Source organism: Pseudooceanicola nanhaiensis, assembly GCF_020171315.1.
In the GTDB taxonomy this organism is placed as follows: domain Bacteria; phylum Pseudomonadota; class Alphaproteobacteria; order Rhodobacterales; family Rhodobacteraceae; genus Pseudooceanicola; species Pseudooceanicola nanhaiensis_A.
Map to the genome: position 1 here is coordinate 149,626 of NZ_JAIUZP010000008.1, position 20,722 is coordinate 170,347.

General features: G+C 67.1%; 24 protein-coding genes and 1 tRNA gene. 15 read left to right on the forward strand and 10 right to left on the reverse strand.

What is annotated here, in order from left to right; translation table 11 throughout:
- Nucleotides 1–3: 3 nt before the first annotated feature.
- The 7 genes from proB to LCM32_RS14890 all read right to left on the reverse strand — a co-directional run bounded on the left by proB (nucleotide 4) and on the right by LCM32_RS14890 (nucleotide 5,894).
- A complete protein-coding gene (gene proB / locus LCM32_RS14860) occupies nucleotides 4–1,143 on the reverse strand; it encodes a glutamate 5-kinase (RefSeq protein WP_224821866.1) in 1,140 nt (379 codons plus the stop codon).
- Nucleotides 1,131–2,171 (reverse strand): GTPase ObgE, encoded by a 1,041-nt coding sequence (gene obgE / locus LCM32_RS14865; RefSeq protein WP_224821867.1) that lies wholly within the window; start codon nucleotides 2,169–2,171, stop codon nucleotides 1,131–1,133. Before obgE ends, proB begins: the two co-directional genes overlap by 13 nt.
- Nucleotides 2,172–2,215: 44 nt before the next feature.
- Nucleotides 2,216–2,815, reverse strand: coding sequence for a GNAT family N-acetyltransferase (locus LCM32_RS14870; protein WP_412070691.1), 600 nt, complete (start codon nucleotides 2,813–2,815; stop codon nucleotides 2,216–2,218).
- 113 nt (nucleotides 2,816–2,928) lie between these two features.
- Complete coding sequence (gene rpmA, locus LCM32_RS14875) at nucleotides 2,929–3,198, reverse strand: 50S ribosomal protein L27 (protein ID WP_224821868.1); 270 nt, start codon at nucleotides 3,196–3,198, stop codon at nucleotides 2,929–2,931.
- Between the two features lie 22 nt (nucleotides 3,199–3,220).
- Nucleotides 3,221–3,847: a 50S ribosomal protein L21 gene (locus tag LCM32_RS14880; RefSeq protein WP_224821869.1), complete on the reverse strand. Its 627-nt coding sequence runs from the start codon at nucleotides 3,845–3,847 to the stop codon at nucleotides 3,221–3,223.
- Between the two features lie 311 nt (nucleotides 3,848–4,158).
- Nucleotides 4,159–5,037 (reverse strand): DUF2059 domain-containing protein, encoded by an 879-nt coding sequence (locus tag LCM32_RS14885; protein ID WP_224821870.1) that lies wholly within the window; start codon nucleotides 5,035–5,037, stop codon nucleotides 4,159–4,161.
- Nucleotides 5,037–5,894 (reverse strand): DUF2059 domain-containing protein, encoded by an 858-nt coding sequence (locus LCM32_RS14890; RefSeq protein ID WP_224821871.1) that lies wholly within the window; start codon nucleotides 5,892–5,894, stop codon nucleotides 5,037–5,039. Before LCM32_RS14890 ends, LCM32_RS14885 begins: the two co-directional genes overlap by 1 nt.
- 166 nt (nucleotides 5,895–6,060) lie before the next feature.
- Between LCM32_RS14890 and LCM32_RS14895 the strand changes: the two genes are divergently transcribed.
- A tRNA-Ser gene (locus tag LCM32_RS14895) sits at nucleotides 6,061–6,150 on the forward strand.
- 315 nt (nucleotides 6,151–6,465) lie between these two features.
- Here the strand turns inward: LCM32_RS14895 and LCM32_RS22110 are convergent.
- Nucleotides 6,466–7,854 (reverse strand): methyl-accepting chemotaxis protein, encoded by a 1,389-nt coding sequence (locus LCM32_RS22110; RefSeq protein WP_224821872.1) that lies wholly within the window; start codon nucleotides 7,852–7,854, stop codon nucleotides 6,466–6,468.
- 199 nt (nucleotides 7,855–8,053) lie between these two features.
- Between LCM32_RS22110 and LCM32_RS14905 the strand changes: the two genes are divergently transcribed.
- Nucleotides 8,054–8,386 (forward strand): hypothetical protein, encoded by a 333-nt coding sequence (locus LCM32_RS14905; RefSeq protein WP_224821873.1) that lies wholly within the window; start codon nucleotides 8,054–8,056, stop codon nucleotides 8,384–8,386.
- A 3-nt stretch (nucleotides 8,387–8,389) separates the two neighbouring features.
- Here LCM32_RS14905 and LCM32_RS14910 read toward each other — a convergent pair whose 3' ends face one another.
- Together LCM32_RS14910 and LCM32_RS14915 are read right to left on the reverse strand one after the other, a co-directional pair.
- The gene (locus tag LCM32_RS14910) at nucleotides 8,390–9,178 is read right to left on the reverse strand and encodes an RlmE family RNA methyltransferase (protein ID WP_412070690.1); all 789 of its coding nucleotides are present in this window, start codon (nucleotides 9,176–9,178) and stop codon (nucleotides 8,390–8,392) included.
- 280 nt (nucleotides 9,179–9,458) lie between these two features.
- Nucleotides 9,459–10,571 (reverse strand): Ppx/GppA phosphatase family protein, encoded by a 1,113-nt coding sequence (locus LCM32_RS14915; protein ID WP_224821874.1) that lies wholly within the window; start codon nucleotides 10,569–10,571, stop codon nucleotides 9,459–9,461.
- A gap of 455 nt (nucleotides 10,572–11,026) precedes the next feature.
- Here LCM32_RS14915 and LCM32_RS14920 point away from each other — a divergent pair, with 455 nt between their 5' ends.
- The 13 genes from LCM32_RS14920 to LCM32_RS14980 all read left to right on the forward strand — a co-directional run bounded on the left by LCM32_RS14920 (nucleotide 11,027) and on the right by LCM32_RS14980 (nucleotide 20,711).
- The gene (locus LCM32_RS14920; protein WP_224821875.1) at nucleotides 11,027–11,323 is read left to right on the forward strand and encodes a virulence factor; all 297 of its coding nucleotides are present in this window, start codon (nucleotides 11,027–11,029) and stop codon (nucleotides 11,321–11,323) included.
- A gap of 26 nt (nucleotides 11,324–11,349) precedes the next feature.
- Nucleotides 11,350–12,285 carry a methylenetetrahydrofolate reductase gene (locus LCM32_RS14925; RefSeq protein WP_224821876.1) on the forward strand — a complete coding sequence of 312 codons (936 nt, stop codon included), beginning with the start codon at nucleotides 11,350–11,352 and terminating at the stop codon, nucleotides 12,283–12,285.
- 150 nt (nucleotides 12,286–12,435) lie between these two features.
- Nucleotides 12,436–12,834, forward strand: coding sequence for a hypothetical protein (locus tag LCM32_RS14930; RefSeq protein ID WP_224821877.1), 399 nt, complete (start codon nucleotides 12,436–12,438; stop codon nucleotides 12,832–12,834).
- Between the two features lie 27 nt (nucleotides 12,835–12,861).
- Entirely contained in the window at nucleotides 12,862–13,524 is a 663-nt protein-coding gene (locus LCM32_RS14935; RefSeq protein WP_224821878.1) for an HAD family hydrolase, read from the forward strand.
- Complete coding sequence (locus LCM32_RS14940; protein WP_224821879.1) at nucleotides 13,521–14,480, forward strand: methyltetrahydrofolate cobalamin methyltransferase; 960 nt, start codon at nucleotides 13,521–13,523, stop codon at nucleotides 14,478–14,480. The genes LCM32_RS14935 and LCM32_RS14940 overlap by 4 nt, the downstream gene beginning before the upstream one ends.
- 182 nt (nucleotides 14,481–14,662) lie before the next feature.
- Nucleotides 14,663–15,586, forward strand: a complete 924-nt coding sequence (locus LCM32_RS14945) for a glucokinase (protein ID WP_224821880.1) — start codon at nucleotides 14,663–14,665, stop codon at nucleotides 15,584–15,586.
- A 142-nt stretch (nucleotides 15,587–15,728) separates the two neighbouring features.
- The gene (locus LCM32_RS14950; protein WP_224821881.1) at nucleotides 15,729–16,010 is read left to right on the forward strand and encodes an STAS domain-containing protein; all 282 of its coding nucleotides are present in this window, start codon (nucleotides 15,729–15,731) and stop codon (nucleotides 16,008–16,010) included.
- Complete coding sequence (locus LCM32_RS14955; protein ID WP_224821882.1) at nucleotides 16,007–16,372, forward strand: response regulator; 366 nt, start codon at nucleotides 16,007–16,009, stop codon at nucleotides 16,370–16,372. The genes LCM32_RS14950 and LCM32_RS14955 overlap by 4 nt, the downstream gene beginning before the upstream one ends.
- 9 nt (nucleotides 16,373–16,381) lie before the next feature.
- Nucleotides 16,382–18,574 (forward strand): chemotaxis protein CheA, encoded by a 2,193-nt coding sequence (locus tag LCM32_RS14960; protein WP_224821883.1) that lies wholly within the window; start codon nucleotides 16,382–16,384, stop codon nucleotides 18,572–18,574.
- Between the two features lie 3 nt (nucleotides 18,575–18,577).
- Nucleotides 18,578–19,033, forward strand: a complete 456-nt coding sequence (locus tag LCM32_RS14965; RefSeq protein WP_224821884.1) for a chemotaxis protein CheW — start codon at nucleotides 18,578–18,580, stop codon at nucleotides 19,031–19,033.
- Nucleotides 19,030–19,905, forward strand: a complete 876-nt coding sequence (locus LCM32_RS14970) for a CheR family methyltransferase (protein ID WP_224821885.1) — start codon at nucleotides 19,030–19,032, stop codon at nucleotides 19,903–19,905. Before LCM32_RS14965 ends, LCM32_RS14970 begins: the two co-directional genes overlap by 4 nt.
- 12 nt (nucleotides 19,906–19,917) lie before the next feature.
- Entirely contained in the window at nucleotides 19,918–20,304 is a 387-nt protein-coding gene (locus LCM32_RS14975; protein WP_224821886.1) for a response regulator, read from the forward strand.
- Complete coding sequence (locus LCM32_RS14980) at nucleotides 20,304–20,711, forward strand: hypothetical protein (RefSeq protein WP_224821887.1); 408 nt, start codon at nucleotides 20,304–20,306, stop codon at nucleotides 20,709–20,711. Before LCM32_RS14975 ends, LCM32_RS14980 begins: the two co-directional genes overlap by 1 nt.
- The last annotated feature ends 11 nt before the right edge of the window (nucleotides 20,712–20,722 follow it).

Consider the following 20,722-nt stretch of genomic DNA (forward strand, 5'->3'; position numbering starts at 1 on the left):
TTCTCAAGCAGTTTCATCAAGGTGAAGGTGGTGCGCCGTCACGACCATATCGTCACGATGCACAAGCGCTGCGCGGCCGGGATAGCCCAGCAACGCCTCGATCTCGTCCGAGCGGTGACCGGCAAGCGCGCGGGCCTCCTCGATCGTGTAGCGCGTCAGGCCGAGGCCCAGCATCGCCCCGTCAGGGGCCAGCAGCGCCACGGGATCGCCGCGGCCGAACTGGCCGGTGACCAGTGTCACGCCGGCAGGCAACAGCGACTTGCCCCGGCCCATGGCGCGCACGGCGCCTGCGTCGAGATGCACGGCGCCCTTGGGGCTCATGGCCGCGATCCAGCGCTTGCGGGCCGCCTGCGGGTCTTCCTGCGCGGTGAACCAGGTGGCGTTGGCACCCTGCTCCAGCGCCTGCAACGGACGCAGGACAGAGCCCTCGGTGATCGCCATGGCGCAGCCCGCGTTGGTGGCGGTCTTGGCCGCCATCAGCTTGGTCTTCATGCCGCCCTTGGAAAGGCCCGAGCCCGCATCGCCCGCCATCGCCTCGATCTCGGGCGTGATCTCCTCGATCACCTCGTAGCGATGCGCGGTGGGGTCCTGCTGCGGGTTGGCGGAATAGAAGCCGTCCACGTCAGACAGCAGGATCAGCTGATCCGCCCCCACGGTCACGGCGACCTGCGCCGCCAGACGATCGTTGTCGCCATAGCGGATTTCATCCGTGGCGATCGTGTCGTTCTCGTTCACGATGGGCACGACGCCGAAGCTCAGCAGCGTTTCCAGCGTGGCGCGGGAGTTGAGGTAACGGCGCCTGTTCTCGCTGTCCTCCAGCGTGACCAGCACCTGCGCGATCTTGATCTGGTGCGGCGTCAGCACCCGCTCATAGGCGGCGGCAAGGCCCACCTGCCCCACGGCAGCGGCGGCCTGGCTCTGCTCCAGTGCGAGCGCGCCAAGCCCGAGGTTCAGCACGCCCCGGCCAAGGGCGATGGAGCCCGAGGAGACAAGGATCACATCCGCGCCCCGGGCCTTGAGCATCGCCACGTCTTCGGCCAAACCGGCCAGCCAATCGGCCCGCAGCTGGCCGGTGGTGCGATCCACCAGCAGCGCCGAGCCGATCTTGATGACGATACGCCGTGCCGCGCTCAGGGTTGCCAAGGCGCGTCCTCCTCGTCCTCCGTCTGCTTCATGCGCAGCCGGTCGGCCGAGATTTCCTTGCGCAGGGCGCGCAGCACATCGTCCACCCCCTCGCGCGAGACACCGGACATCAGCATGACGGGCCCGCCGACGGCCGCCTCGACTTCCTCCTTGAGGAACTCGCGCTCTTCGTCGTCCAGGGCGTCGATCTTGTTCAGCACCGTGAGGCGGGGCTTTTCGGCCAGAACGCCACCGTAGGTTTCGACCTCGTTCACGATGGTCTTGTAGTCCTCCACCAGCGTGCCGGACGTGCCGTCCACGAGGTGCAGCAGCACCGCGCAGCGTTCCACGTGGCCGAGGAAGAGATCGCCCAGACCCCGGCCTTCGCTGGCGCCCTCGATCAGGCCGGGAATATCGGCCACGACGAATTCCGCCCCGTCGATCCCCACCACCCCGAGGTTCGGGTGCAGCGTGGTGAAGGGGTAATCCGCGATCTTGGGACGTGCGTTGGAGGTGGCGGCGAGGAAGGTCGACTTGCCCGCGTTCGGCAGACCCAGCAGACCCACATCCGCGATCAGCTTGAGCCGCAGCCAGATCGTGCGCTCCACCCCCGGCTGGCCGGGGTTGGCGCGGCGCGGTGCCTGGTTGGTGGCCGACTTGAAGTAGGCGTTGCCGAAGCCGCCGTTGCCGCCCTTGGCCAGCAGCACCCGCTGGCCCAGTTCGACCATGTCGGCGATGACGGTCTCGCCGTCTTCTTCCAGCACCTCGGTGCCCACGGGCACGCGCAGCACGATGTCATCGCCGGTATAGCCGGTCTTGAGACGGCCCATGCCGCCCTGACCGTTGTCGGCGAAGAAGTGCTGTTGATAGCGGAAGTCGATCAGCGTGTTGAGGCCGTCCACGGCCTCGACCCAGACGTTACCGCCGTTGCCGCCGTCCCCGCCATCGGGGCCGCCGTATTCGATGAACTTCTCCCGCCGGAAGCTGATGCAGCCCGATCCGCCCGAACCCGAGCGAATATAGACCTTGGCGAGATCGAGGAACTTCATGTCTCTCTCCTGCCGCCGAGGCCAGTTTCAGGCCGTGTGGCGGTTCAATCCAGTTTGCGGCTGTAGGTCCAGGTCGCCACCTTGGCGGCGCGGGCTACAGAATACGACTCGGCATCACCGATATAGGCGAAACCGCAGTTGGTCAGAACCCGCGCCGAGGCGGGGTTGTCCTGAAAGACCGAGGCGAAATACGTCCGGTGCCCGCCCGGGTTCGCCGCGATCAGCGCGTTCAGGGCGGCAGTGGCAATGCCGCTGTTCCAGAACGCCGGGCCGACCCAGAAATGCACCTCGGCCTGTTCACTGGCGCCGGTGTCGGGAATGCCCGCCTCGCCATCCGCATCCGCGGGGCGCAGCGTGATCAGGCCCATGACCTCGGCCCCGCCATGGGCGGCGGCGTCGATGGTCCAGACATTGCCCTCCTGATCGGTGGTCAGTGCCCGGCGAATGAAGGCTTCGGTCGCGGTCGGCGGCAGCGGGTGCGGCACCTTGCGGGTGTTGCGCGCCACGCGCTCGTCCTTGGTGTAATGCTCGATCAGACCCATGTCCGACAGGCGCAGGGGGCGCAGAACAAAGGTCTCCGCCTCGATCACGGGCAGGTCCCGTGGCTTCAGGTTGCTTTGCCGAACGATCTTGTCGTGCATCATCATGGGCTGTCTCCTCCAGCCTGCGTCATGCGTCAGGCCACGGCCCCGAAAAGGGAAAAGGGGACCGGGCGTTACCGCCGATCCCCTGTTCTGTCTCAAACCTTAAGATCGGCTTACTCAGCGGCCTCCGCCACTGGCAGAACCGAAATGAAGGTGCGGCCCTTGAGGCCGGAGCGGAACTTCACAGCGCCTTCGACCGTGGCGAAGATCGTGTGATCCTTGCCCATGCCGACGCCTTCACCCGGCCACCACTTGGTGCCGCGCTGACGCGCGATGATGTTGCCGGGGATGACGGCTTCGCCGCCGAACTTCTTGATGCCAAGGCGGCGGCCGGCAGAGTCGCGACCGTTGCGGGAGGAACCGCCAGCTTTTTTGTGTGCCATCTCGGTGGTCTCCTTCTATACCTTACTTGGACAGTTCTTTGGCCTGATCAACCCAGCCTTCACGCTCGATACGGCCTTTGAACGACAGTTCTTCGTCGAACTTGGCAATATCGGCTTCGGTCCAGGCAGCGATCTGCGCGAAGCTGGTGATGCCAGCAGCGAGCAGTTTCTTCTCAAGCGCCGGGCCAACGCCCGAGAGCTTCTTCAGATCGTCTGCGCCCTCGGCTTTTTCAACCTTGGCGGCAGCTTTTTTCGGCGCCGGTGCGGCGGCCTCGACAGCTGCGCCCGAAACCGAGCCCGCGCCGATGGCTGCTTTCACGCCCGATGCGTCGCCGCCTTCGGCGAGGATCTCGGTCACGCGGAGCAGGGTCAGCTGCTGACGGTGGCCGCGGGTCCGCTTGGACGAGTGCTTACGACGGCGCTTGACGAACTTGATCGTCTTTTCGCCTTTGATCTGGTCGATCACCTCTGCCTGAACGGCTGCGCCAGCCACGAGGGGCGCGCCGAGAACGGTGTTGTCGCCGCCCAGCATGAGGATGTCGTTGAATTGGACTTTTTCACCGGCCGCAGCGGCCAGCTTTTCGACACGCAGAAGGTCGCCCGACTGGACCTTGTACTGCTTGCCGCCGGTTTTCAGAACCGCGAACATAAGCGTCTTCCTTTTTTCACCGCGTCTCGTGGCCCCTTCGGGATCATGACCCTTCAGGCGTTCGGACCGTTTCGGTCGCCGGTGGACTGCGCGTCCTTACGGACGTCGTTGAACATCATTAATAGGTGCCCGGAACAAGCTGGGCCTGCCGGGTTGCGGGCTTATCTATCGGTTGTACCGTGAAGTCAAGGGAAGTTTCGGGCATTGGCGGATCGCGCGCCCTATGCCCTGCGTGCAAGGTATCTCCGCGGGCCGCGCCCTGCAAGCGCATGGCTCACGGGCAGGTTTCCCCTGCCCGCCTCCCTTGGCGATCAGAGCTCTTCCGAGGCCGCCTCGCTCGCCACGGCGAGGCCGAGCGCGTGGTAGACCTCTTCGTAGACCGCGTTGAACCCGGCAAAGAACGCCCGGTTCAGACGCTGGCCCGGATCGGTTTCCGACAGCTCCACCAGCGTGCGCAGGTCCTCTTCCGCGAGGGGCGCATAGGCGGTGGCAAGGAAGGCCCGCAGCCAGGTGCTGCTTTCCTGCGTCGTCTCCGCCTCGCGGTCCCAGACGTCGTTGACCATCTCGTCCTCGGACATCTGTAGCACACCGCCATCGGCCAGACCGCGGTAGAACTGGTAGTTCGAGTTCATCGCCCCCATGACGTTGTAGGCCACGAGGTCGTTCACCTCGATGTAGCGGTCGATCAGCGCCATCTGGCCCTCGGGCAGCGCCGTGCCCCCCGCGACCGCCTGGCTGGCCGCATCCTCGACGGCGGCGTCGAGGAAGGAGCGCCGCGCCTCGGTTTCGAGGGTGACCACCTGCCGGCCCACCGCGCTGTCGTAGAAGTTGAGGATCGGCGTCAGCTCCACCCCCGCGAGATCGGCCTCGAAGGCGGTGCGCAGCGTCGTCTCCAGCGCCTTGGGCGCGGTGATCTCTTCGACCGCCGTGGTCCAGCCCGGCCCCGGACGCCCGTCCAGATGCGTCTCGGCCAGGTCGCGAGTCAACGCGAGGAGTTCCTCGCGCATGATCTCGAGGGTCTCGGGCATACCCGTCAGCTCGAACAGTCTCTCCTGCGGGCCGGGCATGGGCGCGACCGCCTGTGCCGTCTCCTGAGCCGCTTGCGGCAGTTGCTGGGCGACAGCCGGGGCCGCACCGATCGCGGAAGAGAGGGCGAGGCCGAGAGAAAGGACGAGCTTGCTGGGTGTCATCAGAGATCCTGCGCAGGGGCGAGGCCCCGCATTTCCTTGGCCAGCGCCTCGAAGCGGTTGGCCATGATTTCGAACTGAACGGCATTCATCAGTTCATAAACCCGCTGCATCAAAGGATGTTCCAGCGCCTCTGCATAGGTGTCGAGTTCGCCGTCCGTGAAATCCTTGTAGGTGGCCGCCGAGGCCGCGAGCGATGAGCTCTCGATCGACTTGGCGATTTCCGGGGCGTTCTTGCGCTGCACGTCGCGCAGCTGCTCCTCGTCGATGCGCAGCGTGATGACGCCTGCTGCTTGCGCCGCCAGAATGAAGCGCAGCTCGACCGTCTGCAACGCGCGCACAGAGGTATCGACCGAGCCGATAGCCTCCATCATCCGGCGGATGATCTCGATTCGCTCCGGATCGGTTTCGCCGTAACCTTCGACGAGCGCCTGCCCCTCGGAATACTTGTCGTCCGACTCGCGCAGGTGGGAGTCGTTTTCGGCCTCCACGAGGCGCTTGCCCAGGTCGGAGCCATAGAAGGCCTCGGCATAGTCGAGGGCCTCGTCATCCAGTGCCGCCACGAGAATCTCGGTCCCCATCTGCTGCATGAGGGGCACGTCGAAGACCTCGTCCACCAGCACCTGCCAGCTGGCGCCGAAGTCATCCGCCTCGACGCCCAGCATTCGCGGCGCCTGTTCGGCGGACTGCTTGATGCTCTCCAGCGAGACGTCGAAACCGGTGACCTTAAGGAAGTCTTTGACCCGGGCTTCATCCGCGGCACGCACCGGATGCGCGGCCAGCAGAGGCACCGCCAAAAGGCAGATCTGCAGCAGCGCCAGAGGCCGGAAAGAACGGAAAGAAAGGGGGTTCGGACGCATGGAGGGCTCCTGTCAGGGTCGCGGTATTGCGCAGACCTTTCCGGCCCCCGCGGAGGGTCCGGATGGCGTGATGCGGCAAGCGTAGGACTTTTCTACGTCACGGCAATGCAAATCACCTCTTGCGCCCGTGAGCTGACCTGTGTAGATCGCCCCCCACGACCCCCGCGGAGAGGTGCCGGAGTGGTCGAACGGGACGGTTTCGAAAACCGTTGTACTCGCAAGGGTACCCAGGGTTCGAATCCCTGTCTCTCCGCCACTTCCCCTTAGGGGGAAGAGCCGTCCCTGGGTGTTGGTCCGAAGTTTTCCTCTCGGATCAACGCATTACCCCCGCCATATGATGCAAGACGCGAAGGTCGCCAGCCGCGGCCCCCGCGTTCATGTTCTGGCGCACTTGCCTGACATCGCCAATCGCCCCGCCGTGATGCGCCGCGCTGCCGACGCCGCAACCCGCCCCCATGGCGATCCCTGCGCGCGCCGCCAGCATAGGCCTCCCACCCCGCGGTCCGCACGCGCAGGTTCGCAGGTGTCCGCCTTGGCAACGCCGAAGCAGCGCCAGACCGCCTGCCCGGCCCTAACCCGCCCTTGCTCGTGCCGGTGCGGGCGCCGACCGCCGGCGATGCCCTGCCAGCGTGAACTGGCCGATCAGCGCGTTGAGCCGCATCACGTTGTCCCGCAGGGTCGCGGCCTCTGCGGCCGTCTCCTCGCCCATGGCGGCGTTCTGCTGGGTCAGGGCGCCGGTATCCGACACACCCTTGTTAACCTGCCGCACCCCGCTGGCCTGCTGCTCCGTCATGCGGGAAATCTCTTCCAGCAGGCGGTCGATCTCCAGCACCTTGTCCCGGGTCACGATGAGGTCTTCGCTGGTGCGGTTCACCAGAGCCTCCCCCCGATCCACATGGGCCGCACTGTCGTCCATCAGGGTGCGGATGTTCTTGGCCGCCTCGGCGGAGCGTTGCGCCAGGCTGCGCACCTCCGTCGCCACGACGGCGAAGCCGCGCCCCGCCTCGCCTGCGCGCGCCGCTTCGACCCCCGCATTCAGCGCCAGCAGGTTGGTCTGCATCGCGATCGTGTCGATGACCGAGACGATCTGGCGGATCTCGCGCGAGGACGAGGCGATCTCGGCCATGGCGCCGCGGGTCTCGCTCATCTGATCGGCCGAGCCGGTGACCATCGCCCGCGCCTCGCCTGCCGCGGTGGCGGCGGTGCGGCCGCTTTCGTTGGTCTGCGCAAGCGTCTCCGACACGCCCTCCAGTTCGGTGGCGGAGCGGCCGAGCGCCGCGGCCTGCTGTTCGGTGCGGCGGGACATGGCCTCCACCGCGCCGGCAATATGATCCGTCGCCCCCTGCACCTCGGCCGAGGCCTCGACAATCTCTGTCAGCGCGGCGTGCAGCGTCTCGGTGGCGGTGTTGAAATCCTCCCGGGCGCGGGCGATCTTGGCCGGTGCCTCCTCTCCGACGCGATGCGTGAGATCCCCGCGGGCGAGCGCCTGCAACGCCTGCCCCAGCACATCCATCGCGCGGCGGTCCTCCTCCGCCTCTGCCTCGAAGAAGTGGTGCATGGCCACCGCCACATCGGCAAAGATCGAGTTCATCAGCGACTGGATCAACGCGGGAGAGAGCGCCCCGCGTCCCTCGGCGGCGGAGAGCGCCACCATGAGGTTGCCCGCGTAATGGGCGTAGCCCGCCAGATAGGTCGGGAAATCCACCCGGGCGGCAATGTCGCGCGCCAGCCCGCGCTGCAGGGTGAAATAGGCGGGAGAGAAATCCCCGGTGGAGATATGCGCGAACTTCGCCTGTTCATCGCGCCACAGCGCATCCGGCAAGGTGGTGAGCGCGGGATCGACCACCCGGTAGGCCTTCAGCAGCACCTCCCGCAACTGGCCCTCGATCGCGCGGCGCACTTCGGCCCCGGTCGCCTTTTCCGCCGCGGTCCAAGGGCGAATCCTGTCCTCGATGTTCACGTCTGTCTCCCTGCTGCATGGATGCGGGGCATCGTGGCAGCACGGGCTTTCCATAGCGTAAACGCCGGCCCTGCCCCGCGACGGCCCGGAAAGCGCCCGACAGGTCGCGAAAGAGCCTCATTTCCGGACGGGCAACGCTCTTTTTCTGCCATCGAAACATCTTAGCGATGGTAAAACAGATGCAGAGGGACCTGCTGCCATGACACCGCCCCACACCATCCGGCCGTCCACGGACGATGCAACAGTGCGCCATCAGCGCCTGTTCGAATACCTGCGCCAGACGGACCTGTCGCGAGACACGCTGATCACGGGCGATCAGGACGATCCCTATCCGGCTCAGAATATGGCCCAGAAGATGATGCAGGAGCGGCTGCGCGCCGCCGGTCAGCCGCCGATGGGCGCCTCGCTTGCGGATTGGGCCCGTGCAGCGGCCGCCACCTTGCAGCCCGCCCTGCCCGAGACGCCCACCCAGACATCCCCGCGTCCGGGCCTCGCGGCGCGGCTCCCCCGCCTGCCGTGGCGCCGGGCCTGAGGGTTACTCCGCCTCGGACCCGTTTCCGCGATAGCCGGTGGCGACCACGAATTTCTCCGAGCTGTCCGAGCGCGACGAGGGCGGCTTGACGTTGGCGACCTTGTCGAACTTCTGCTTCAGCAGCTTCTGCAACTCGCCCTCCGCACCGCCGGCGAGGACCTTGGCCACGAAGGTGCCGCCCACCTCCAGCACGTCGAAGGCGAAATAGGCCGCCGTCTCGCAGAGCGCGATGATCCGCAGGTGATCGGTCTGCTTGTGGCCCGAGGAGGAGGCCGCCATGTCGGACATGACCACGTCTGCCTTGCCGCCGAGCCACTCCTTCACCTTCAGGTCCGCATCGTCCTCCATGAAGTCGAGTTGGTAGACCTCGGCCCCGGGGATCGGCTCCACCTCCTGCAGGTCGACGCCGATGATCGTGCCGATGGCCTTGCCCTTCTTCTCGCCAAGGGCGTTGATCCGGGGCACCGCCACCTGGATCCAGCCGCCGGGCGCGCAGCCGAGGTCGACCACGCGGGCCCCGGGCACGAGGAAGCGGAACTTGTCGTCCAGCTCCATGATCTTGAAGGCCGCGCGGCCGCGATAGCCCTCGGCCTGCGCGCGGCGCACGTAGGGATCGTTCAGCTGGCGCTGCAACCAGCGGGTCGAGGAAAGCGAACGGCCACGGGCGGTCTTCACCTGCACCGTCAGGTCGCGCTGCCCGCGCCCCGAGGTGTTCTTGCCCGTGGGCTTCTTGCCGCCGGCCTTACCGGCCCCGCCGGCACCTGACTTGCTTCCACCGGGTTTCTTGGCCACTGGACCGCCCCTTCATCTTTCCACAAATACCTCCGGGGGAGCGTGCCTTGGCACGCGGGGGCAGCGCCCCCACCCGGACCCCGCCTAGAACACCACATTTGCGGGAGAGTCAAAACCTCCCAATGCGTTTGCAGAGGCGGTTGGCGGGCTGAGTGGCGCGCAGGCCCGGGTACGTCCTGCAGATCAGACCCCGCACCGGGTCTCGTTCGACACCCCGCGCCACGCCGACGGGCGGGGTCCAACGGGACAAAGCGCCAGAGCCGCCGCGCCCCGCGCCGTTTCAGAACGGGCCATCCTCCAGCACGCCATCGGCGCTCATCTGGGCATAGAGCAGCCCCTCGCGCAGGCCCCGGTCCGCGACCGAGAGCCGGTCCGTCGGCCAGCAGCGCAGCAGCGCCTGCAGGATCGCCGCGCCCGACATGATCAGCGCCTGCCGGTCCTGCCCGATCCGGGGATCGCGGCGGCGGCCTTCGGGGCCCATGTCGAGATAGGAGCGGATCACCTTGTCGATCTGGTCCGAGGTCATGCGCAGCCCGTCGACCTTGGTCCGGTCATAGCGCTTCAGCCCGAGATAGCTGGCCGCCACCGTGGTCACCGTGCCGGAGGTGCCGACGATCTGGAAGCCTTCGCGGGTCTGTTCATCCTTGTAGGGCGCGAACTCGGCGAGGCTTTCCTCGAAGTACCACGACATCAGCGCGAAGCGCGCGGCATCGTCCTGCACGTCCCGGAACTGATCGCGCAGCGTGGCCACGCCGAGGGGAACCGAGATCCAGTCCACCACCTTGGCCGCCGGGAACGGGCTCTGCGGCGGGTGGAAGCCCGCGTGCAGCCGCATGATCGCCCGGGGGCGTTCGCGGGCGGGTACGGAGGTGAGGTCGATCCAGACCAGCTCGGTCGAGCCGCCGCCGATGTCGACCACCAGCAACTGCTCGGTCTTGGTGGAGACCAGCGGCGCGCAGGAGATCACGGCGAGGCGGGCTTCCTCCTCGGGCTCGATGATCTCGAGCCTGAGGCCGGTTTCCCGTTCGACGTTCTTGATGAACTTGCGCGCGTTGCAGGCGCGGCGGCAGGCCTCGGTGGCCACCAGCCGCATGCGTTCCACCTTGTGGCGCTTGAGCTTCTGCTGACAGACCCGGAGCGCCTGCACCGTGCGCCCCATGGACGCCCGGGACAATTGCCCAGAACTCTCCAGACCGGTGCCGAGCTGCACCGATTTCGAGAAGCTGTCGACCACATGAAACTGAGAGCCCTTCGGCTGGGCAATCAGCATGCGGCAAGAGTTGGTCCCCAGGTCCAGCGCAGCATACAGCTCCGCCGGATCGGGCGGGTTTGGCGCGGGGCTCTCTACCGGTTTCGGGAACGCGCCCGCGCTATTCGGACGCCTGGGCGCCATGGTTGCGCCCTCCATATCGTGTTGCTCTCAAGGTAGACGTTCCGGGGTGCGCGTGCAAGCGGTGACACATCCCGTGTCCGTGATGCGAGGGGGGACGGCGCGGATTTGGTCAGGGGCATGGGCCGGGGTGGCGCATCCGGGGGCAAGGCAAAGAGGTGGGGTTCCGGCGGTCGCGCTTTCGGCGGGCCGTGGCGCGTCACGGTGGGTCGTGGCGGGGGGCTGTCTGCCCCCCTTGGCCCCTCGCGGGGCCAATTCCCCCCGAGGATATTTGCGAACAGTGGATGGGGGCGGCCCGGACGCGTGGGACTGGCGGGAGGTGACAGCCGGCGGTTGCGGGGGGCATGATCCCGGCAGCGACATCGCGCAGGTCGCGGGTGGGCCCTGTCATGTCGAAAATGGCCCGGGGGCCGTGCCTGACGTCGCGTAGGACTGAAGAACCGGAGAGAGGAATCGCCATGCCCGAGGTCACCATCGTCTACTGGAGGGACATCCCCGCGCAGGTGATCGTGGGCAAGGGCCGTCGCGGCACCAAGCAGGTGCTGGCCGAACGCTTCGAACAGGCGATCGACCGCGCCGCCATGAAGGCCGGTGCCGCCGAGACCGATGCCTACCTCGCCGAATGGCGCAAGGCCGCGCCCTACCCGGTGGAGGGCGACGCCGCCGAGATCGCCGCGGCAGAGGCCGCGCGGATCGAGGCCGAGTATGACCAGGGCCGGCTGAAGGCGCTGATCGAGAAGGACGGATGGGCCTGAGCGCCCGGGGCATAAGGGAGGCCGTGATGGCTTTGCTGAACTTCACCCGCCGCAAGGGCGGATCGGACGGGCCGGCGGATCTCTCCTCCGTGCTGGCGGGCTATTCGATCGAGGTCATGCCGCGCACCGCCGCCAAGGTGGAGGATTTCCGCGCGCTGCTGCCCGAGGGCACCCGGGTCTACATCGCCCATATCGAGGGCACGCCCATCGAGGAGATGGTGGCGACGGCGAAACGGCTGGCAGAGGACGGCTTCCCGGTGATGCCGCATTTCCCGGCACGGATCATCAAGGACAAGGCGACGCTGGCCGAGTGGATCAAGCGGTACCAGGGCGAGGCCGGGGTCCGGCAGGCGCTGCTGCTGGCCGGGGGCGTCGCGCAGCCGCACGGCACCTTCGACAGTTCGATGCAGCTGCTGGAAACCGGGCTCTTCGACGCCCATGGCTTCACTCACCTGCACGTGGCGGGCCACCCAGAAGGCAACAGGGACATCGACCCCTCGGGCGGCGACCGCGCGGTGATGGAGGCGCTGCGCTGGAAGCAGGCCTTCAGCGAACGGACCGATGCGCAGATGGCCATGGCGACGCAATTCGCCTTCGAGGCCGCACCGATCCTCGGCTGGGCCGACCGGTTGGCGGCCGAGGGCATCACCCTGCCGATCCACCTGGGCATCGCGGGCCCGGCCAAGCTGCAGACGCTGATCAAGTTCGCCATCGCCTGCGGTGTCGGCCCCTCGCTGAAGGTGCTCCAGAAACGGGCGATGGACGTGACCAAGCTGATGCTGCCCTACGAGCCGACCGAGGTTCTGGCCGATCTCGCCGCCGGACAGGCCGCGGGCCGGGGCGCGCTGATCGAACAGGTCCACCTCTTCCCGCTTGGCGGGATCAGGACCTGTGCCGATTTTGCCAACGCACAGCTCTCCGGCCCGGCGACCGCGCGGCAGGGCGATCGCGGGCGCAGATGACGGGGCGCGGGCGCATCGCCAGCCGGGCGCTCTGCCTGCGCGACAGGCAGAGCGCTGCTGCCTCCCCGCACGCGCGTGATCGGGCTTTGGGACAACGGCCCGCCCTGCGCTACACTGGCGGTGTTTTCACACCACCGGATTTTAGCGCTCATGTTTCGTCCCATTCTTCTCGCGGCCGCGCTGACGGCCTGCCTTCCCTCCGCTGCAACCGCCCAGTCCTTCAGCCCCGTGGGGGTCTGGCGCTGCATCATGGAATCCGTCGTCGTCCTGATGGACGTGGTCTACCAGCTCAACCCGGACGGCAGCCTCGCCGGTCAGGGGTCGATCCTCTACAAGCAGACCTCCTCGGGGTTCTACCAGTTGCAGGGCTACGGCCGCTGGCTGGCCAATCCCACGACCGGGATGGTCACCATCCAGCTTGTGCCGCAGAACCACTCCGCCTTCTCGATCGAGGTGATGCCGCAGCAGGACCCGTCCTTCATGTACTACAACGCGCCGAACACCTTTTCGGGCGGCATGACCCAGACCACCTGCCAGCGGGCGCGCTGACGGCCCCGCCTTCGGGGAGGGCGTGACATGGTCTCGGCCCTGCTCTTCGATCTGGACGGGACGCTGCTGCACAGCGATCCGCTGCACCGCCGGGTCTTTGCCGAGATCCTCGCGCCCTCGGGCCGCGTGGTGGACGACGCCTTCTATGCCGCGCATATCCACGGCCGCCACAATCTGGAGACTTTCGCCGCGCTGCTGCCCGGGGAGGATGCCGCCTGGTGGGACGTGGAGAAGGAGGCCCGCTTCCGCCGGCTGCTGGCGCAGGAGGGCGCGACGCCCCTGCCCGGCCTCACCACCCTGCTGGACCGGGCCGCGGCAGCGGGCCTGCCCGTGGCCGTCGCCACCAATGCCGCGCAGGAGAATGCCGAGGCGATGCTGGAGGCCATCGGCCTGCGCGCTCGCTTCGAGGTCGTGGTCTGCGCCGATCAGGTGGCCGCGCCCAAGCCCGCCCCGGATGTCTACCTCACCGCCGCCCGCCGCCTCGGGGCCGATCCCGCCCGGGCTCTTGCCTTCGAGGACAGCCCCTCGGGCCTTGCCGCCGCGCGGGCCGCGGGCTGTACCGTCGTGGGGCTGGCCACGGGCCTGTCGCCCGAGACCTTACGCGCCAAGGGCGCAACCCATGTCATCACCGATTACACAGACCCCGGGCTGGACGTCTTGCTGGGGATAACGAGAGGAGCGCACGCATGACCCGGACCGTACTGGAGTCCAAGACCAAGACCGTCACCATCGGCTTCGACGAGCCCTTCTGCGTGATCGGCGAGCGGATCAACCCCACCGGGCGCAAGAAGCTCGCCGCTGAACTGGAGGCGGGCGACTTCTCCACCGTCGAGAAGGACGCGCTGGAGCAGGTGGCCTGCGGGGCCATGGTGCTCGATGTGAACGCGGGTGTTGTCTACAACTCCAACCCCAACCCGAACGAGACCGAACCGCCGCTGATGACCAAGGTGATCGAGCTGGTGCAGGGCCTCGTGGATGTGCCGCTGTGCATCGACAGCTCCGTCCCCGCCGCGCTGGAGGCCGGTCTTGCCGCCGCCGAGGGCCGCCCGCTGCTGAACTCCGTCACCGGCGAGGAAGAGCGGCTGGAGCTCGTCCTGCCGCTGGTGAAGAAATACAACGTCCCCGTGGTGGCGATCTCCAACGACGACACCGGCATCTCCGAGGACCCGGACGTGCGCTTTGCCGTGGCGAAGAAGATCGTCGAACGGGCCGCGGACTTCGGCATTCCCGCCCATGACATCGTCGTCGATCCGCTGGTGATGCCCGTGGGCGCCATGGCCACCGCCGGTCAGCAGGTCTTTGCCCTCGTCCGGCGCCTGCGCGAGGAACTGGGCGTGAACACCACCTGCGGCGCCTCCAACATCTCCTTCGGGCTGCCCAACCGGCATGGCATCAACGCCGCCTTCCTGCCGATGGCGATCGGCGCGGGCATGACCTCGGCGATCATGAACCCCGTGCGGCAGGTGGAGATGGAGGCGATCAAGGCCGCCAACCTGCTGATGAACCATGACCCCCACGGCGCCGAATGGATCGCCTTCTCGCGAATTCTGGATGCGGTGAAGGAAGGCGCCACCTTCCCCGAGGCCGCCAAGGCCAGTGCCGCCGCAGGCGCAGGCCGCGGCGGACGCCGCCGTCGGCGCGCCTGAGCCGGGCCCATAACGCACCCCACCACGTCCGGGGCCCTTCGGGGCCCCTTTTTCCTGCCGCCCGGCCCTCCGGCCACCCTGCCCCGGCCCGGCCCAGCCACCGCTGACACGGCGCTTCAACCGCGCCCTTTCCCCTGCCGCACGCCCGGTCTACTCTGCCGCCACGACCGGAGGAGAGGCCCATGGACTACCCCTATCTGCTTGCCGACATCGGCGGGACCAACACCCGTCTGGCCCCTGCTGCCCCGCCTCTGCCCGGCGAGGCCTGGCCGCGCCTCGGGCCGGTCACGCGCCACCGCAACGCCGATTTCCCCAGCCTCGAAAGCCTCCTCGCCGCGACCGGCCCGTGGCAGCCCGAGGCACTGTGCTTTGCCGCCGCCGGTCCGGTCGCGGGCGACAGCGTCACCCTGACGAACCACCCCTGGACGATCACCGCCGACAACCTGCGCCTTGCCCTGCCGGGCCTCGACCGGGTGGTTCTGCTGAACGACCTGCAGGCCGTCGGCCATGCGCTCGCCGCGCCGCCTGCGGGGACCGTGCTGCACCCCGGCCAGCCCGATCCCGCAGGCCCCCGCCTCGCCGTCAACATCGGCACCGGGTTCAACATCGCGCCCTGGTATCCCGGCCCCGGCGGGCCCCGTGTGCCCGCGGCCGAGGCCGGCTTCTTCCGCATGGCCTTCGAACCCGGCGAGGCGCCCCTGCGCGATCATCTCCGGGCCGAGACCGGCCGCCTGCCGGTGGTCGAGGATCTGCTCTCCGGGCGGGGCCTCGAATCCCTTGGCCGGTTCTGCGGCTGCGGGGCGCGCAGCGCACCTGACATTGCCCGCGGCAGTGATGACGCGGCCCGTGCGACGCGCAGCCTCGCCACCGTGATCATCGCCCGGGTGCTGGCCGATCTCGCCATGATCCACCGCCCGACCGGCGGCATCTACCTTGTCGGAAGCGTTGCCACCGGACTTCAGGAAGAGCTCTCAAGCCCTTCTTTCCGCGAGGCATTTCTGCAAGACCACCCCTATCATGCACTGCTCGAGGCGACGCCCGTCGTGCTGCTGGACGACCCGGACCTGCCGTTGCGTGGCACCGCGCTCTGCCTGCTGAACGGCTGACGGCCCGCCGCGCGGACAGCGCGAATTCCTCTGACTGCGTAACCCCGTCTTAACGGACCGCCCCCTAGAACCACGGGGACGGAACGCAGCAAGGGGATGGCCGGTCGATGCCCTGCCAGAAGCGCCGGGGGGAGCCCCCCAGATGACAGTGAACATGACCCTGCCCGCGCGGCTTGACGTGGCCGCCGCCGGCCAGTTGGCCGAGGACCTGCGCAGCCGCCTCTCCGACACCGGGGACATCGTGATCGACGCGGGCCCCGTGGCCCATCTCGGCGCCCTCTGCCTGCAGGTCCTGCTGGCGGCGGCCACCTCCGCCCATGCGGCCGGACGCGGATTCCGCCTCATCCAGATGAGCGACCGAGTCCTCGAACAGGCGCGTTACATGGGCTTCACCCCGGAAACCATCGCGGAGGGCAAGCCGTGAGTCTGACCGTTCTGGCCGTCGACGACAGCCGCACCATGCGCGACATGATCCGCATGGCCCTGCTCCCCGCAGGCTTCACCGTTCACGTGGCCGAAGACGGCGTGGACGGGCTCGAGGTGCTCGACGGGATCGAGCCCGACGCGATCATCACCGACATCAACATGCCGCGCATGGACGGGTTCGGCTTCATCGACGCGGTGCGCGCGCAGGAACGGCGCCGCGGGGTGCCGATCCTCGTGCTGACCACGGAAAGCGCGCCCGAAATGAAGATGCGGGCCCGCAACGCCGGGGCCACCGGCTGGATCGTCAAACCCTTCGATCCGACCAAGCTGGTCAAGGCCCTGCAGATGGTCGCGGGATAGGAGGGGCGGATGACCGATCACAACGATCCGATGGCCGAGATCAAGGCCTCCTTCTTCATCGAATGCGAGGAGCTTCTCGAAAGCCTGCAGGACGGGCTTCAGGAAATGGACGAAGGCAGCGAGGATCCCGAGACGATCAATGTCGTCTTCCGCGCGGTCCACTCCATCAAGGGTGGCGCCGGGGCCTTCGGGCTGGAGGAGCTGGTCCGCTTCGCCCATCGCTACGAAACCGTTCTGGACGAGGTACGCGCCCACCGGCTGGAGGCCGACAGCGAGGCGCACAAACTCTTCTTCGCCGCGGCGGACCATCTCTCGGATCTGGTCCGCGCCTCCCGCGATGACCTGCCGATGCCGGTGGCCGAAAGTGACCGCCTGCTCACCAGCCTCGAGGCCCTTCTTGGCGACGTCTCCGACGAGGAAGTGCGCCCCGAAGATTTCGAACCCCTCGGCGTCTCCCTCACGCTCGACCTGCCCGATCTCGGCGACCTCTCCGACGTGGAGGAGGCGCCCGAGGCCGAGGAGCCCCCCGCGGACAGCTGGATCGTGCGCTTCAAGCCAGAGGCAGAGCTCTTCGATACCGGTAATGAGCCGCAGATGCTGATCCGCAACCTCTGCGCGCTCGGCGAGGCGACAGTGACATGCGACCTCACCGACCTGCCCCCGCTCGAAAGCCTCGCCCCCGAAACGCCCTACCTCAGTTGGACGATCACCCTTCAAAGCACCTGCGACGAGGCGGAGATCCGCGAGGTATTCGAATTCGTCGACGGGCTCTGCGAACTGTCGATCCAGCGCCCCGGTGCCGCCCTCGAAAGCGAGAGCCTGCCGCCCCTGGGCCCAAGCGTCACCGCCGAGATCGCGCGCCCCCCGGAACCAACCGCCGCCCCGACGGCCGCGACCGATCCCGCCCCGGAACCGCCCGAACCGGCCGCCGCAGCAGCGCCACCGTTTCCCGACGACACCGCAGAGGCCGCACCGCGCAAATCGAAGGACGGCGGCGCCAAGTCCGTGGTCCGCGTCGATCTCGAACGGATCGAGCGCCTCGTGAATCTCGTTGGCGAATTGGTGATCAACCAGGCCATGCTCTCCCAGAGCCTTGGCGAGGCCGGCCTCTCCCCCCATTCCGACGCCATGAACGGGCTCGAGGAATTCCAACGCCTGACGCGTGACATCCAGGACTCTGTGATGATGATCCGCGCGCAGCCGGTGAAATCCCTCTTCCAGAGGATGTCCCGGATCGTGCGCGAAAGCTCCGCCGCGGTCAAAAAGGACGTGCGCCTGATCACCGAGGGGGAATCGACCGAGGTGGACAAGACTGTCATCGAACGGCTGGCCGATCCCCTGACCCACATGATCCGAAACTCCGTGGACCATGGGCTCGAATCCCCCGAGGATCGCGGCAAGGCCGGCAAACCGCCCCAGGGCACCGTCCACCTGACCGCCGCGCACCGCTCCGGCCGGGTCGTCATCGAGGTCTCGGATGACGGCGGCGGGATCGACCGCAAGAAGGTGCATCAGGTCGCCATCACCAAGGGCCTCGTCCCGCCCGACCTGCCCCTCAGCGACAACGAGATCGACAACCTCCTGTTCCTGCCCGGCTTCTCCACTGCCAGCCAGGTGTCGAGCCTGTCCGGACGGGGCGTGGGCATGGACGTGGTGAAAACCTCGATCCAGTCCCTCGGCGGGCGCATCTCGATCCATTCCGAACGGGGCCGCGGCACGACCTTTTCCATCAGCCTGCCCCTGACCCTCGCCGTCCTCGACGGCATGGTGGTGAACGTGGCGGGCGAAACGCTTGTCCTTCCGCTCAATGTCGTGGTGGAAACCCTCTCTCTCGGCCCCGAGGATGTGCAGATGCTGCGCCCCGGCGCCTTCGTGGTGCGCGTCCGCGGCGGCTTCGTCCCGCTCTATGACCTGGGCGTCATGCTGGGCTACCGGCCCGCGAGGGACCGCCATGAAGGGGCCATCGTCCTGCTTATCTCTCTCGACGATGGCAGCCGCGCGGCCCTCGTGATCGACGCGATCCACGACCAGCGGCAGGTGGTCATCAAGGGGCTGGACGATTCCTTCTACCGCGCCCCGGGCATCGCCGCCGCAACCATTCTCGGGGATGGCCAGATCGCCCTGATCCTCGACCCAGCCGACATCATCGCCGCCGAAGGCCCGCTCCGCGGTGCCGAACTGGCCCTGACCCAAGGAGTTTGACCCATGAGCGATGCCTCCCCCCGCGGGCTCGAACTGCTCACCTTCCGCGTCGCGGAACAGGAATATTCACTCGACATCATGTCTGTCCGTGAAATCCGCGGCTGGACCCGCACAACACCCATGCCCCACGCGCCGGATTACATGCGCGGGGTGATCAACCTGCGCGGCACCGTCCTGCCGGTGATGGATCTCGCGCGGCGCCTCAACCTTCCCTCTCAGGAAACCAATGACCGCAACGTCATCATCGTGGTCAAGATGAACGGAACGCTCACCGGGCTGCTGGTGGATGCCGTGTCCGACATCGTCGCCATGTCCGAAGAGGATCTGCAGCCGCCCCCGGACATTGCCTCCGATCCGCAAATGTCGGTGGTCCGCGCCTTGACCGTGATCGACGATCGCATGATCCGGGTGCTCGATCTCGGCTCCGTCGTCCCCCGCACCTCCGACGAGATGGCATGACGACCGCATCCTCCAACGCACACGTGGGCGCCACGATGAGCGACAGGGCCTTCTCGGCCATCGCGGCGATCGCCAAGGCAGAGGCCGGTCTGGTTCTGCCCGCTGGCAAGATGACGATGGTCCAGTCGCGCCTGCGCAAGCGCCTGATCGCCATCGGGTTTACCAATTTCGATGACTACGTAGAGCTCGTCTCCTCGCGCGATGGCGACGGCGAGCGCAAGAGCATGATCTCGGCGCTCACCACGAATGTCTCCCACTTCTTCCGGGAAGGACATCATTTCACCATCCTGCGCGAGCAGGTCCTTCCGCCGCTTCTTCTCCGCGCCCGGCGCGGGGAACGGATCCGGATCTGGTCTGCGGGTTGTTCCAGCGGTCAGGAGCCCTATTCCATCGCGATGTGCCTGCTGACCGCGGCGCCCGACATCGCCCGCTATGATCTGAGAATCCTCGCGACCGATATCGATGAAGCGATACTCGCCAAGGCGCAGGAAGCGATCTACAGCCGTCAGCAAAGCACCGGGATACCCGAGGACTTGCAACGGGCCTACCTCCAGCCCGGCCCATCCTCTGACACAGTGCGGATCGCGAAACCAGTTCGCGACCTTGTCACACTGCGCCAGCTCAACCTGCTCGGACCATGGCCGATGCGCCACCCCTTTGATGCGATCTTCTGTCGGAATGTCGTCATATACTTCGACGCCCAGACCCAGGCCGCCCTATGGCCGCGCTTCCACGCCGCACTCAGCCCGCAAGGCTGGCTCTTCCTCGGACATTCCGAACGGGTCTCCGAAACCGCCCACGGATTGTTCTCGTCCATGGGGATGACCGCCTATCGGTCCGGTCCCTCCATCGCCACGACCGCCACAGGATAAAGGACCCAGCACATGGCACTGCGTGACCAATTGAGGATCATGGTCGTGGACGACATGTCGACCAGCCGCGGCGTGATCACACAGGCACTGGACGGCTTCGGGATCCGCAACGTCGCGAGCACGAGCGATGGGCCCTCTGCGCTCAAGGCCCTGGCATCCGCCCCCGTCCACCTTGTGATTTCCGACTTCAATATGCCGGCCATGGATGGGCTGCAACTGCTCCAACACCTGCGCGCAGGGCCGAAAACCAAAGGCGTTGGATTCATCCTGATCACCGGCAAGGCCGACAAGGAAAGCATCGAACAGGGGCGCAAGCTCGGGATGAACAACTTCCTCAAAAAGCCATTTGATCCCAACGACCTGCGCAACTGTATCGAGGCGGTGGTTGGCAGATTGTAATGCTGAATCCGACCAGACACGGAAAGGACGAGCAGGCCGCGACCGAAGAGAGCGCGGGCCTCTCGGCCCAAGCCTTCGCTGCTGTACTCTGCGAACAGATCTCGGTCCTGCATGATGTCTCCATCATGCTGGAAGCGACCTTGGCCGCCGAAGTTCTGGAAGCCGAGCCGTTGCCCCCTGAAAGCCTGCGCAGCCTGCAGAGGTTGGACTTCCTCCGGCAATCCCTGAAGGACCTTGAGGTGATCCTGAAGACCGTCTCTCCCGGTCTCGATTGGAAAACGGATTATGCTCCGGATGAAGGGGAGCTTCGCCACGCCGTCAGCATGCACGCCAGCGTGGATCAGATCTTCCCGCAACAGCCCAGTCGATCCGCAGACAAACAGGACGATCCAGAAGTTTGGCTCTGATAAGAGCTGGC